The sequence below is a fragment of the Frigoribacterium sp. PhB116 genome, from assembly GCF_004364285.1.
Lineage (GTDB): Bacteria > Actinomycetota > Actinomycetes > Actinomycetales > Microbacteriaceae > Frigoribacterium.
On the sequence record NZ_SOBE01000002.1, the window covers coordinates 227,360 to 241,391 of the forward strand.

11 protein-coding genes are annotated in these 14,032 nt (G+C 70.3%); 7 read left to right on the top strand and 4 right to left on the bottom strand.

All coding sequences use genetic code 11. The features are described 5' to 3' along the window. The first annotated feature begins 91 nt into the window (after positions 1-91). The 3 genes from groES (at position 92) to EDF20_RS07545 (ending at position 3,033) form a co-directional block, all read left to right on the top strand. The gene (gene groES / locus EDF20_RS07535) at positions 92-388 is read left to right on the top strand and encodes a co-chaperone GroES (RefSeq protein WP_123355202.1); all 297 of its coding nucleotides are present in this window, start codon (positions 92-94) and stop codon (positions 386-388) included. A gap of 161 nt (positions 389-549) precedes the next feature. Continuing rightward, positions 550-1,590, top strand: a complete 1,041-nt coding sequence (gene rarD / locus EDF20_RS07540; protein WP_133738250.1) for an EamA family transporter RarD — start codon at positions 550-552, stop codon at positions 1,588-1,590. Positions 1,591-1,698: 108 nt separating this feature from the next. Then, complete coding sequence (locus EDF20_RS07545; protein ID WP_123547728.1) at positions 1,699-3,033, top strand: ABC transporter substrate-binding protein; 1,335 nt, start codon at positions 1,699-1,701, stop codon at positions 3,031-3,033. Between the two features lie 455 nt (positions 3,034-3,488). Here the strand turns inward: EDF20_RS07545 and EDF20_RS07550 are convergent, their stop codons facing one another. The 4 genes from EDF20_RS07550 to EDF20_RS07565 all read right to left on the bottom strand — a co-directional run bounded on the left by EDF20_RS07550 (position 3,489) and on the right by EDF20_RS07565 (position 7,804). Continuing rightward, the gene (locus tag EDF20_RS07550; RefSeq protein ID WP_199732417.1) at positions 3,489-4,271 is read right to left on the bottom strand and encodes an ABC transporter ATP-binding protein; all 783 of its coding nucleotides are present in this window, start codon (positions 4,269-4,271) and stop codon (positions 3,489-3,491) included. Further along, positions 4,268-5,335: an ABC transporter ATP-binding protein gene (locus EDF20_RS07555; protein WP_133738708.1), complete on the bottom strand. Its 1,068-nt coding sequence runs from the start codon at positions 5,333-5,335 to the stop codon at positions 4,268-4,270. The genes EDF20_RS07550 and EDF20_RS07555 overlap by 4 nt, the downstream gene beginning before the upstream one ends. Positions 5,336-5,438: 103 nt before the next feature. Beyond that, positions 5,439-6,425, bottom strand: coding sequence for a branched-chain amino acid ABC transporter permease (locus EDF20_RS07560; RefSeq protein ID WP_123547729.1), 987 nt, complete (start codon positions 6,423-6,425; stop codon positions 5,439-5,441). An 11-nt stretch (positions 6,426-6,436) separates the two neighbouring features. Next, on the bottom strand, positions 6,437-7,804 hold the full coding sequence (locus tag EDF20_RS07565; protein WP_233569094.1) for a branched-chain amino acid ABC transporter permease: 1,368 nt from the start codon (positions 7,802-7,804) through the stop codon (positions 6,437-6,439). A 275-nt stretch (positions 7,805-8,079) separates the two neighbouring features. On the opposite strand from EDF20_RS07565, the gene guaB reads away from it, so the two are divergent. The 4 genes from guaB (at position 8,080) to EDF20_RS07585 (ending at position 13,950) form a co-directional block, all read left to right on the top strand. Next, positions 8,080-9,582 carry an IMP dehydrogenase gene (guaB, locus tag EDF20_RS07570; protein WP_123547730.1) on the top strand — a complete coding sequence of 501 codons (1,503 nt, stop codon included), beginning with the start codon at positions 8,080-8,082 and terminating at the stop codon, positions 9,580-9,582. A gap of 191 nt (positions 9,583-9,773) precedes the next feature. After that, a complete protein-coding gene (locus EDF20_RS07575) occupies positions 9,774-10,718 on the top strand; it encodes a hypothetical protein (protein ID WP_133738251.1) in 945 nt (314 codons plus the stop codon). Between the two features lie 133 nt (positions 10,719-10,851). Further along, positions 10,852-11,973 (top strand): GuaB3 family IMP dehydrogenase-related protein, encoded by a 1,122-nt coding sequence (locus EDF20_RS07580; protein WP_123547732.1) that lies wholly within the window; start codon positions 10,852-10,854, stop codon positions 11,971-11,973. A gap of 117 nt (positions 11,974-12,090) precedes the next feature. Beyond that, the gene (locus EDF20_RS07585; RefSeq protein WP_123547733.1) at positions 12,091-13,950 is read left to right on the top strand and encodes a glycerol-3-phosphate dehydrogenase/oxidase; all 1,860 of its coding nucleotides are present in this window, start codon (positions 12,091-12,093) and stop codon (positions 13,948-13,950) included. Positions 13,951-14,032: the final 82 nt, after the last annotated feature.

The following is a 14,032-nucleotide window of genomic DNA, read 5'->3' on the forward strand; positions in this document are numbered from 1 at the left end:
GTGCCAGTTCGGCTCTACAGTTGTTCTGGCACTCGCACGTGGCAAGTGCCAGCCCACGTTCTACGAAGTTCCGAGAAAGCAGAGGTCAACCGTGTCGGTCTCCATCAAGCCGCTCGAAGATCGCATCGTCATCCAGCAGGTCGAAGCCGAGCAGACCACGGCTTCCGGCCTCGTGATCCCCGACACCGCCAAGGAGAAGCCCCAGGAGGGCGAGGTCGTGGCGGTCGGACCGGGTCGCATCGACGACAACGGCAACCGCGTGCCGCTCGACGTCGCCGTCGGCGACAAGGTCATCTACAGCAAGTACGGCGGCACCGAGGTCAAGTACGCCGGCGAGGACTACCTCGTCCTCTCGGCGCGCGACGTCCTCGCCGTCATCGTCCGCTAGGCAGACGACGCACCTGCTCCACGCGGAGGCCCCCGCCCAGGCGGGGGCCTTCGTCGTCCCCGGCCGGGAACGGCAGTGGAGCGAGCCAGCGTGGCAGGAGTGGCCGTGTCCGACGACGGCGGCCCGCCCTAGAGTCGTCCCGTGAACCGCAGAGCGCTCTCGTGACCCGCACCCGCACCTCCTCGTCGGGCGGCCTCGCCTACGCCGTCAGCGCGTACGGCCTCTGGGGCGTGCTGCCGGTGTTCTTCCTGCTCATGTCGCCCTCGGGGCCGTTCGAGATCGTCTCGTGGCGCATCCTGTTCTCCCTCGCCTTCTGCGTCGTGCTGCTCGCCGTCACCCGCGGGTTCCCGGCGTTCCTCGCCCTGCTGCGCCAGGGTCGCGTCGTCGGCACCATGGCGCTGGCGGGCGTTCTCATCGTCGTCAACTGGACGACCTTCATCGTCGCGACCCTGGCCGGGCACGTGGTCGAGGCTGCCCTCGGCTACTTCATCAACCCGATCGTCACGGTGCTGCTCGCGGTGCTGGTGCTGCGCGAGCGCCTCCGGCCGGTGCAGTGGGTCGCGATCGGCCTGAGCGCCGTGGCCGTCGTCGTCATCACGATGGGCACGGGCGGGGTGCCGTGGCCGTCGCTGATCATGGCCTTCTCGTTCGGGGCCTACGGGCTCGTGAAGAAGCAGATGGGCGGCAAGGTCGACGCCGTCAGCGGGCTGACCCTCGAGACGATGGCGGTCGCGCCGTTCGCGGCGGTCGCGCTCGTCGTGCTGGCCGTCACGGGCATCGGCGGGGGCGTCGTGTTCGGCTCCGTCAGCCTGGTGCACACGCTGACGGTGATCAGCTCGGGGATCGTGACGGCAGTGCCGCTCCTGCTCTTCGCCGCCGCCGCACGTCGGTTGCCGCTGGCGACCATCGGGCTGACGCAGTACCTCGCGCCCGTGCTGCAGTTCGTCGTCGGGGTCGTGCTGCTGCGCGAGGAGATGCCGACGAGCCGGTGGATCGGGTTCGCCATCGTGTGGGTCGCGCTGGTAGTGCTCACGACCGACATGGTCGTGACGAGCCGGAGGAGCCGCGCCCGAGGCCGCGAGGCCGACCGTGCTGCGGCACTGGCTCCCGACCCTGCCGGCGGGCGTGACGCCGGCCCTGCGGGCGACCGCGCGGCAGGTGCTGAGTCGATGTCACGAATTGCTAACGAAACGGCAGGGTGACCGGGAGAACACACGCAGGAAACATTCCGCCCCTAGTTTCTTCTCAATCGCGGGGACCGTCCACCTAGTGTCGGTCCGGCTGTACGCGCTTCATGAAAGGGACCACGGATGATCCGATCCACCAAAGGGCTGAGGGCCCTGGCGCTCGCAGGAGCCGCCTCCGTTCTGCTCGCAGCCTGTTCCACCACTTCTTCCTCGACCGACGACCCCTCGTCGTCCGCGTCGTCGACGACCAAGGCCGACCCCGCGGCCTCCTGCGAGGCGCCCAGCAGCCCCGGCCAGGACGCCCTCCGCATCGGCACCATCCTGCCGAACACGGGCACGCTCGCCTACCTGGCCCCGCCCGCCGAGGCCGGCGTCGGCCTCGCCGTCGAGGACATCAACGCCGCCGGCGGCGTGCTTGGCCAGGACGTCACGATCGACCCCGCGACCGACTCCGGCGACAGCAACGACCTCACCGTCTCGAGCGCCGCAGCGACGCAGCTGATCGACGCGAAGGTGCCGGTCGCGATCGGCGCCGAGTCGTCGAGCGTCACGCTCAACGTCATCGACCAGCTCACCGCCGCCTGCATCGTCGAGATCTCGCCCGCCAACACGGCGACCTCGCTCAGCGGCTACTCGTCGTACTACTTCCGCACCGCTCCGCCGGACTCGGTCCAGGGCAGCGCGCTCGGCACGCAGATCGTCAACGACGGCCGTGCCAACGTCGCGTTCCTCGTCTTCAACGACACCTACGGCACCGGCCTGCGCGACTCCGTCCAGGAGTCGATCGAGGCCTCGGGCGGCACCGTCGTCTACGGCGCGTCCGGCGAGGGCCAGGAGTTCCCCCCCGGCCAGACCACGTTCTCGTCCGAGGTGACGGCCGCGCTGGCCACGAACCCCGACGCGATCGTCATCCTCGCCTTCGACGAGACCAAGTCGATCGTCCCCGAGCTCATCTCGCAGGGCGCCGACATCAGCACGGTCTACATGTCGGACGGCAACACGGCCGACTACAGCGAGGACTTCGACCCGGGCACCCTCGCCGGCGCCCAGGGCACCATCCCCGGTGCGTTCCCGTCGACCGACCTGCAGTCGCGCTTCGCCGAGTACTACCAGCGCACCGCGGGCTCGGCCCTGGCCGACTACTCGTACGCACAGGAGTCCTACGACGCCGTCATCCTCGCCGCGCTCGCCGCGGTGAAGGGCGGGGGCACGGACTCGGGCACCATCCAGGCCAACATGGCCGCGGTGTCCGGTGCTGACGAGGGCACCGAGTGCACCACGTTCGCGGAGTGCGTCACGGCCATCGAGGCCGGCGACGACATCCACTACACCGGCCCCTCGGGCATCGGTGCGTTCGACGACCAGAACGACCCGTCGAGCGCCTTCATCGGCATCTACAAGTTCGACGACAACAACGTCCCCGTCTACCAGACGGCGGTCGAGGGCCAGGTCGAGTAACACGGCCCCTGCCTGACGGAGAGGCCCCGGTGCTGCGGCACCGGGGCCTCTCTGCGTGCCCAGGGGCTGTGCGTGCCCGGCGGCGTCACCGTGTCCATGATGTGCCGGCGTGCCGGGGCGCCGCGGGGGTCCTGGACGATGCGTGGTGCGCCCGGGTCTCGTGCGCCTCCTCGGGGCCGCCCCGCACCTCGTCTCTGCCTTGCAGGCCCGTAATTTGAGAGTGATCTGAGCTGCTGGACCCTGCGGAGTCAGCATCAACGGGACTGGCTCAGAAGATCTGTCTCGCTTTGGTGCCGATGCTCGAGCAACCAGCAGCGCCGTGCAGCGAAGGAGGCGCGCCGCGGCACGGGCGCATCAGGTCCCGTCCCCGGCCCACCCGCCTCCACACCGCCCCCACGCACGACGAAGGCCCCGCACGCGATCGTGCGGGGCCTTCGAAGGTGCTCAGGTCAGGGTCAAGAGTCCATGTCCTTGGCCAGGGTGCCGAGGTAGAGCTCGATCACCTTGGGGTCGTCGGCCAGCTCGCGTCCGGTGCCCGAGTAGGCGTTGCGGCCCTGGTCGAGCACATAGCCGCGGTCGCAGATCTGCAGGCAGCGGCGGGCGTTCTGCTCGACCATGATGACCGAGACGCCGGCCTTGTTGATGCGGCGGGTGCGGATGAAGGTCTCGTCCTGGCGCACCGGCGAGAGGCCGGCCGACGGCTCGTCGAGCAGCAGTACCTTGGGGTCCATCATCAGCGCGCGGGCCATCGCGACCGACTGGCGCTCACCGCCCGAGAGCGACCCGGCACGCTGGCCGCGGCGGTCGCCGAGCACGGGGAACAGGTCGTAGATGTACTCGAGCCGCTCGGCGAACAGCTTGGGGCGGAGGAACATCCCCATCTGCAGGTTCTCCTCGATGGTGAGCGAGGGGAACACGTTGTTCGTCTGCGGCACGAAGCCGACGCCGGCCTGCACGAGCTTGTTGGCCTTGAGGTTCGTGATGTCCTCGCCGCCGAGCGTGACGCTGCCCGAGTGGATCTTGACGAGGCCGAACAGGGCCTTGAGCAGCGTCGACTTGCCGGCGCCGTTCGGGCCGATGATGCCGATCAGCTCGCCGGGGTAGCAGACCAGGTCGCACCCGTTGAGGATGTTCACCCCGGGCAGGTAGCCCGCCGTGAGGTCGCTGGCGTTCATGATCGGCTCGATGCCGGCGAACTTCTCGGTGCCGGGGTGCATCTCGGTCGTCGAGGCGCTCATCGCTTGTCTCCGCTCTGCTGGTCGGCGGCCGCGTTCGTGGCCGCCGGGGTCGACGGGTCGGGGGAGCCGGGCAGGTCGCGCCCCGGCGTGCCGCCTGAGCCGGTCGTCGAGGAGGCGCCCGTCGCGTCGCCCTCGCGGGCCGCGTCCTCGGCCGCCACCTCCTGCTCGAGCTCCTCGAGCACCGCGTCCGTCAGCAGTGAGTCGTCGCCGAGGTCGGTGTCGTGGTGCGCGCCGAGGTAGGCGTCGATGACGGCCTGGTCGTCCATGACGGTGTCCGCCGGGCCCTCGGCCACGACCTTGCCCTCGGCCATGACGATGACCCAGTCCGAGATGTGCCGCACCATGTGCATGTCGTGCTCGACGAAGAGCACCGTGGTGCCCTCGTCGCGCAGGCTCTGGATGTGGCCGAGCAGCGACTGCGTCAGGGCCGGGTTCACGCCGGCCATCGGCTCGTCGAGCATGATCATCTCGGGGTCGCTCATCAGGGCGCGGGCCATCTCGAGCAGCTTGCGCTGGCCGCCGGAGAGGCTGCCCGCGTAGTCGTCCTTCTTCTCGTGCAGCTTGAAGCGGTGCAGCAGGTCCTCGGCCTTGATCGTGATCTCGCGCTCACGAGCCCGCCAGAGCGGCGGCACGATGCCGACGAAGAAGTTCTCGCCGGGCTGGTCGCGGGCGCCGAGCAGCATGTTCTGCATGACGGTGAGGCGCGAGAGCGCCTTCGTCAGCTGGAACGTGCGGACCATGCCGGCCCGGGCGACCTTCGCGGCGCCGACGTTGCCCATCGGCTTGCCGTCGAAGACCCACTTGGCCGTGTCGGCCCCGCGGTTGAAGGTGGTCGGTGCCGACGACGCCTTGTCGAACCCGGTGAGCAGGTTGAAGAAGGTCGTCTTGCCGGCGCCGTTCGGGCCGATCAGCGCGGTGATGGCGCCGCGCTGCACCTCGACGTGCTGCACGTCGACGGCCGTCATGCCGCCGAAGCGACGGACGACGTTGTCGACGGTGAGGATCGAGTCGGGCTTGGCCGAGCCGGGGGTGCGCTCGACGCTGCCGAGCTTGCCGCGCAGCACCTCGCGGTCGTAGTCGTAGCCGGGCTTGTCGCGACGGCCGGCGGTGCCGGTCGTTCCGGCGGTGCCGGTCGTGTTCGCCGAGGTCGTGCTCGACGCGTTCGTCTCAGACACTGAACGACAACTCCTTCTTGTTCCCGAGGATCCCTTGCGGGCGGAAGATGATGAGGCACATCAGGGCGATGCCGACGAGGACGTACGAGAACTGGTCCGCCTGCTGGTTGCTCATGATGCTCGCCGGGATGAAGTCGCCTGCCAGGGTGCGGATCAGGAGGCGGACGACGAAGAACAGGATCGCTCCCAGCACCGGTCCGAACACCGTCGCGGCGCCTCCCAGCAGCAGGGCCGTCCAGATGAAGAACGTCGTCGAGCGGCCGAGGGCGTCGGGCTGCACCGACGAGGGCAGCACGTAGATGATGCCCGCCAACGAGCCGATCACGCCTCCGAAGACCAGCGCCTGCATCTTGTACGAGAACACGTTCTTGCCGAGGCTGCGGACGGCGTCCTCGTCCTCGCGGATGCCCTTGAGCACGCGGCCCCACGGGCTGCGGCTGAGCAGGAACACGATGAGGCACAGCAGGGCCACGAGCGCCCAGGCGACGATGCGGATCCACCAGCCGTTGACGCCGTTGTTGTCGTAGGTGAACCACAGGATCGTGGTCTGGCCGTCCGGCAGCGGCGACAGGGCGGTGAACGGGTCGCGGTACGACGAGCCCGTGATGCCGTTGGAGCCGCCGGTCACGTCGGTGAGGATGCTCGAGCGGCCGACCATGCGGATGATCTCCGCGGCGCAGATGGTCACGATGGCGAGGTAGTCGCCCCGGAGCTTCAGCGTCGGCACGCCGAGGATCAGCGCGAACACGAGACCGCCGGCGAGGCCGATGAGCACGGCGAGCCCGAGGGGCAGGCCGTTGACGAGCGAGATCGCGAAGCCGTAGGCGCCGACGAGCAAGAAAGCCGCCTGGCCCATGTTGATGAGGCCGGTGAAGCCGAAGTGGATGTTGAGGCCGATGGCCGCGAGCGCGAACGCCGCGGTGGTCGGGGCGAGCGCCTCGCCGGTGAGCTGGCGGATGAGGTCGATGACGTAGTCCATGGTTCTTCCCCTCAACCGATCCGCTCGGCGCGACCGAAGATGCCCTGCGGCCGGAACAGCAGGATGACGATCAGGATGAGCAGTGCGGTGGCGTACTTGAAGTCACCCGGGAGCACCAGGTTGGTGAGCTCGACGATGACGCCGATGATGAGCGAGCCGACGAGCGCCCCGAAGGAGGTGCCCAGTCCGCCGAGCGTGACGGCCGCGAACATGAGCAGCAGGATCTGCAGGCCGGTCATCCAGTTGACGCCGTTGAGCACGAGGCCGAGCATCACGCCGGAGAGGCCCGCGAGGCCGGCGGCCAGCGTCCAGACCAGGCGGATGATGCGGTCGACGTCGATGCCGGAGGCGGCGGCCAGCGCCGGGTTGTCCGAGACGGCGCGGGTGGCGCGGCCGGTGCGCGTCTTCGTGAGGAACAGCCCGGTGAGCACGAGCACCACGATCGAGATGCCCATGGCCACGTACGACTGCACCGTCAGGGTGACCCCGGCGAGCGTGATCGTCGTCGGGTTGGCCGTCTGGATGCGCACCGTCGCGGCGCCGAAGAAGTACTGGAACGCGTACTGCAGCGCGATCGAGAGGCCGATGGTGACGATCATCAGCTGCGTGAGGCTCAGCCCCTTCTTCCGCAGGGGTTTCCAGATCGCGGCGTCCTGCAGGAACCCGGTCGCGGCACAGATGACCACCGTCAGCGTCGCCGCCAGGAAGATGTTCATGCCGAGCTGGTTCGCGAAGACGTAGGCGAGGAGCCCGCCGAGGGTGACCTGCTCGCCGTGAGAGAAGCTGCTGAGGCCGGTGGTGCCGTAGATCAGCGAGAGGCCGATGGCTGCGAGGGCGAGCAGCAGGCCGAGGCGGATGCCCGAGGCGAACTGCTGTGCGACGCGGTCCCAGCTGAACGACGAGGCCTGCGCGCCGCCGGTGGTGGCGCCCTCGGTCTCGCTGAGCTGGAAGATCACGCCCGCGTTGGCGCCGAGCGTGGCGTTCACCATGCGCTCGTCCTGCTCCGCGTTGGTGAGGAACTGGCCGTCGGGCAGCGAGTCGGTGTCGAGGGTGACCGTGTACTGGCCGGCCTCGGTGACGGGCAGCGCCCAGCGGCCGGTGCCGTCCACCTCCGCGGTCTGCTCGAAGCCGCCGGGGCCGGCCACCTGCAGGACGACCCCGCTCGCGGGCTCGCCCTCCGAGGTGCGGATGCTGCCCTGGATGCAGCCGGTGGCGGGGTCGACGGTGCACGAGGCGGTCGCACCGCCGGATGCGTGGGCTGCGGCGGGCGCCAGCATCACCGAGACGAAGGAGCCGGCGAGGCCGAGCAACAGCGCGAGGACGGTGACGATCAGGGCAGGCCGCAGCGCGCGCGGTGCGATGGTCGTGTCGGGTTTCACGGAACCTCCTGGACAGGTGCCAGTCGGGGCGATGCCCCGGGTGCCGCTGGCTCACCGTCGTTGGTGAAGATACTTTCGCTGTGTGTCGGCCGTGTTTCGTGCAGGACACAGGCGAGAGTCGAAAATTCGTCACCGAATCGTGTCCTGATGGCCGGATCCCGGCGTGTCAGGGGCAGGAATGCAGGAGGCGCGGGCCGGGTTAAGATCGATCACCGGAGTCGACGGCGATCCGGTGCTCCCTCCTCCCACCTCACTCGCTCCTTCGAAGGGGACTCATGGACCAGCCGGATCCGTTCGGATTCATCGGACTCACGTACGACGACGTCATGCTCCTCCCCGGGCGCACGGACGTGATCCCGAGCGAGGCGGACACCTCGTCGCGCCTCACCAAGCGCATCCGCGTCGCCGTCCCGCTGCTCTCCGCCGCGATGGACACGGTCACCGAGTCGCGCATGGCGATCGCCATGGCCCGGCAGGGCGGCATCGGCATCATCCACCGCAACCTCTCGATCGAGGACCAGGCTGCGCACGTCGACAAGGTCAAGCGCAGCGAGTCGGGCATGATCACCAACCCCGTCACGACGTCGCCGGACGCGACCGTGGCCGAGGTCGACGCCCTGTGCGGCCAGTTCCGCGTCTCCGGCCTGCCGGTCGTCGAGCGCGACGGCACGCTCGTCGGCATCATCACCAACCGCGACATGCGCTTCGTGTCGCCGTTCGAGATGCAGACGACGTTCGTGCGCGACGTCATGACGAAGGCACCGCTCATCACAGCCTCCGAGGGGGTCGACCCCGACTCCGCCGTCGCGATCTTCGCCCAGCACAAGATCGAGAAGCTGCCCCTCGTCGACGAGTCGGGCAAGCTCCGCGGCCTCATCACCGTGAAGGACTTCGACAAGAGCGAGAAGTACCCCGACGCCACGAAGGACGACGAGGGCCGTCTCCGCGTCGGCGCCGCGATCGGCTTCTTCGGCGACGCCTGGAAGCGCGCGTGCGCGCTCCGCGACGCGGGCGTCGACGTGCTCGTTGTCGACACCGCCAACGGCGAGAGCGCCGGCGAGCTCGACATGATCAAGCGCATCAAGGCCGACCCGTCGTTCGCGGCGATCGACGTCATCGGCGGCAACGTCGCGACCCGCTCGGGCGCCGAGGCGCTCATCGAGGCCGGCGCCGACGCCATCAAGGTCGGCGTGGGCCCCGGCTCGATCTGCACCACCCGCGTCGTGTCGGGCGTGGGCGTGCCCCAGGTCACCGCCGTCTACGAGGCGTCGCTCGCCGCGCGGGAGGCCGGCGTGCCGGTCATCGCCGACGGCGGCCTGCAGTACTCGGGCGACATCGCCAAGGCGCTCGTCGCCGGAGCGGACACCGTCATGCTCGGCTCGCTGCTCGCCGGCTGCGACGAGAGCCCCGGCGACCTCGTCTTCGTGAACGGCAAGCAGTTCAAGAACTACCGCGGCATGGGCTCGCTCGGGGCCATGCAGACCCGCGGCAAGAACACGTCGTACTCGAAGGACCGGTACTTCCAGGCCGACGTGCCCACCGACGACAAGCTGATCCCCGAGGGCGTCGAGGGCCAGGTGCCCTACCGCGGCGCGCTCGGCAACGTCGTCTACCAGCTCACCGGCGGGCTGCGCCAGTCGATGTTCTACGTGGGTGGCCGCACGGTCGACGAGCTGAAGATGAAGGGCAAGTTCGTCCGCATCACGGCGGCCGGCCTCAAGGAGAGCCACCCGCACGACCTGCAGATGGTCGTCGAGGCGCCCAACTACCGCCGCTAGCGCCGGCCCGCCTCAACGGGCGAGTTCGTCGTAGCCGGGCTGTCGCGACAGACCGTGTGCGACGAACTCGCCCCTTGTTCTCCCCGGGGCTCCGCTGAACGTCCCTCCACAGACAGCGACGGCGCCGCGCACTGCGCAGCCGGGGCCGCGTGGGGAGGCGCCACGCACCCGGGTGGCAGAGGCTGCCGGTCATGCAGAGTCCGATCATCCACCACGAACTGCTCCTCAGCCGCCACGTGTCGTCGGTCGGCCTGGACCCGGCCGTGCTGCGGCGCTCGTGCGCACGGGGAGAGCTCGTGCGGCTGCGACCCGGCGCGTACGTGCTGACGTCGACGTGGGCTGCGGCGGGCGTCGACGAGCGCCACCGCCTCCGTATCCGAGCGGCTGCGGCAGCGTCTCGGACTCCCGTGGTCGTCAGCCACGTGTCGGCCGCGGTGCTGCACGGGATGCCCCTGGTCGGGGCTCCTCCCGCCCACGTGCACGTGCTCGTCCCGCCGGCTGGCGGCAGCAGGCACGAGCACGGCTTCGTCAAGCACGCGCGGATCCACTCGTGGGACGCTCAGGTGGAAGCGGGCGGCCTCCTCCTGACGCCCCTCGCCGTCGCCCTCGTGGACGTCTGCCTGACCGAGTCGTTCACCCGTTCCGTCGTCATGACCGACCACGCGCTCCGGGCCGACGCGGTCACGCTCGCCGAGATGGTCGACGAGTTCGCATCGCGAGGCACGCGCAGGGGTGCCCGGAAGGTCGAAGCCGTGGTGGCCTTCGCGTCGCCGCTGGCCGACCGGCCGCTGGAGTCGGTCAGCAGGGTGGGCATGCGCCTCCTCGGCTTGCCCGATCCAGAGCTGCAGCACGAGTTCCGGCAGTCGGACAGGCACCTGGCGACCGTCGACTTCTGGTGGCCGGACGTCGGAGCGGTCGGCGAGGCCGACGGCGACCTCAAGTACTCGGGCCCGGTCTTCCTCGCCGGACGAACGCCCGCCCAGGTCGTGATCGACGAGAAGAAGAGGGAGGACGCCGTGCGGCGACTGGACGAGGTGACCTCCTTCGTCCGATGGGACTGGGCGACCGCCCTGGACGTCGAGCGGCTCGGGGCGCGGCTGGCGGCGGCCGGGCTGCGTCCGCAGCGAAGGCCCTAGACGGGCGGGTTCGTCTGGACCGGGCGGTCGCAGTGGCCCGTCGGCGATGAACCCGCCCGCTCTATCTCGCCGGGGCGGGACAGGGCGCAGGCGGGCCCCGGGCGCCGGCCCGCGCCTCCGGTAGGGTTGCGGCGTGACTGAGGTAGAGATCGGCGTTTCCAAGCGCGCGCGCCGCGCCTATGCGTTCGACGACATCGCGATCGTCCCGAGCCGGCGCACCCGCGACCCCCGAGACGTGTCCGTCAGCTGGTCGATCGACGCGTTCCACTTCGAGTCGCCGATCATCGCGGCGCCGATGGACTCGGTCGTGAGCCCGGCGACGGCCATCCGCATCGGCGAGCTCGGCGGCCTCGGCGTCCTCGACCTCGAGGGCGTCTGGACGCGCTACGACGACCCGGAGGCGGTGCTCGCCGAGATCCGCGGGCTGCCCGAGGACGAGACGGTCGCCCGCATGCAGCAGATCTACGCCGAGCCGATCAAGCCCGAGCTGGTGACGGCGCGCATCGCCGAGATCCGCGCGGCCGGGGTGCCGGTCGCCGGCTCGCTCAGCCCGCAGCGCACGCAAGACCTGTACCAGACGGTCGTCGACGCCGGCGTCGACCTCTTCGTCATCCGCGGCACCACGGTGTCGGCCGAGCACGTGTCGAAGACGACCGAGCCGCTCAACCTCAAGAAGTTCATCTACGAGCTCGACGTGCCGGTCATCGTCGGAGGCGCCTCCACGTACACGTCGGCGCTGCACCTCATGCGCACGGGCGCGGCGGGCGTGCTCGTCGGGTTCGGCGGCGGTGCCGCCAGCACGACCCGCGCCTCCTTGGGCATCCACGCGCCGATGGCGACCGCGGTCGCCGACGTCGCGGGTGCGCGCCGCGACTACCTCGACGAGTCGGGCGGACGTTACGTCCACGTCATCGCCGACGGCGGGCTCGGCACCTCCGGCGACATCGTGAAGGCCGTGGCCTGCGGCGCCGACGCCGTCATGCTGGGGGCCGCGCTGGCGCGTGCCACCGACGTGCCCGGCGGCGGGTTCCACTGGGGCGCCGAGGCGCACCACCCCGAGCTGCCGCGGGGCCGTCGCGTCCACGTCGGCCAGGTCGGCACGCTCGAGAAGATCCTCTACGGGCCGGCCGACTCTGTCGACGGCCAGGCGAACATCATCGGTGCGCTCCGTCGCTCGATGGCGACGACCGGCTACAGCGACCTCAAGGAGTTCCAGCGCAGCGAGGTCGTCGTCGCTCCCTACCAGCCGCACTAGGCGGCGTCGCCTCTCCAGACACCCCGGTCTCACCTGGCGCTGCCAGCCGATCGGGCGTTGGATGGTCGCATGCACGGGTCCTCGGGCCCGCGACCGATCCGACGATGGAGGCACCGCATGGCCACGACCGCGACCGAATCCCGCTCCGCGAAGCTCGGGCCAGACGAGCGCGAGCGCGCCGTCGAGGCGCTGAAGACGGAAGAGCTCGACATCCTCGTGATCGGGGGCGGCATCGTCGGGGCGGGCTCCGCCCTCGACGCGGTGACGCGGGGCCTGAACGTCGGCATCGTCGAGGCCCGCGACTGGGGCTCCGGCACGTCGAGCCGTTCGTCGAAGCTGGTGCACGGGGGCATCCGCTACCTCGAGCAGCTCAACTTCCGCCTCGTGCGCGAGGCCCTGATCGAGCGCGGTCTGCTGCTGCAGCGCCTCGCGCCGCACCTCGTCAAGCCCGTGCGGTTCCTCTACCCCCTCAGCAAGCCGGTCTACGAGCGCTTCTACATCGGCGCCGGCATGGCCCTGTACGACATCTTCAGCTGGACGGGCGGGCGTCCGCCCGGGGTGCCCCACCACCGCCACCTCAGCAAGACGCAGGTGCTGCGCGCCATCCCGAGCCTCTCGAAGGACGCGGTCGTCGGCGGCCTCACCTACTACGACGCCCAGGTCGACGACGCCCGCTACGTCTCGTCGCTCGTGCGCACGGCGTCGAGCTACGGCGCCCACGCCGCCAGCCGCGTGCGGGTCGAGGGCTTCGTCAAGGTCGGCGAGCGCGTGGTCGGCGTGAAGGCGCACGACTACCAGACGGGCGAGCACTTCGAGATCCGCGCGAAGCAGGTCGTCAACGCGACCGGCGTCTGGACGGACGACACCCAGGCCATGGTCGGCGAGCGGGGCCAGTTCAAGGTCCGCGCGTCGAAGGGCGTGCACCTCGTGGTGCCCCGCGACCGCATCCACTCCGACATGGGCATGATCTTCCGCACCGAGAAGAGCGTGTTGTTCGTCATCCCGTGGGGCCGCCACTGGCTGGTCGGCACGACCGACACCGACTGGGACCTCGACAAGGCCCACCCCGCGGCGACGGCCGCCGACATCGACTACATCCTCGAGCACGTCAACAAGGTGATGGCCGTGCCTCTCACCCGCGACGACGTCGAGGGCGTCTACGCGGGCCTCCGGCCCCTCCTGGCCGGCGAGTCCGACCAGACGTCGAAGCTGTCGCGTGAGCACATCGTCGCGCACACGGTGCCCGGCCTGGTGGTCGTCGCCGGCGGCAAGTGGACCACCTACCGCGTGATGGCCGAGGACGCGATCGACGAGGCGGTCGCCGCGCTCGACGGCCGCATCCCCGAGAGCACGACGATGGAGATCCCGCTGCTCGGCGCCGAGGGCTACCACGCCGCCTGGAACAAGCGCGGCAAGATCGCGAAGCAGCTGGGCGTGCACCGGGTGCGCGTCGAGCACCTGCTGAACCGCTACGGCACGCTGACCGACGAGGTCCTCGCGCTGGTGCGCGAGCGTCCCGAGCTCGCCGAGCCCCTGCCGGGTGCCGACGACTACATCGGGGCCGAGGTCGTCTACGCGGCCAGCCACGAGAGCGCGCTCCACCTCGAGGACGTGCTGGCGAGGCGCACCCGCATCTCGATCGAGGCGTGGGACAGGGGCGAGTCCGCCGCGCCCGTCGCCGCGAAGCTGATGGCCGAGGTGCTCGGCTGGTCCGACGCCGAGACCGAGGAGGAGGTCGGCAACTACCTCAAGCGCGTCGCGGCCGAGCGCGCCAGCCAGCTCGAGCCCGACGACGAGTCCGCCGACCGGGTCCGCCTCGAGGCGCCCGACATCACGTTCGGCTTCGACGAGGACGACATGGTGGTCCCCGGCGCCGACCAGGGCGGCGCGCCGAAGCCCGGCGAGGACGTCGTGGAGTCCGCGGGGACACCCGGCGACGACACGTCGGCGGACGCCCCGGGCGGTCACGCGAGCTAGCGCCACGGGGTCGCGACGCGACCAGGTCGCAGGAGGCGCGGTGCCCGCTGGTCGGGCACCGCGCCTCCTGCGTCCGCCCGCC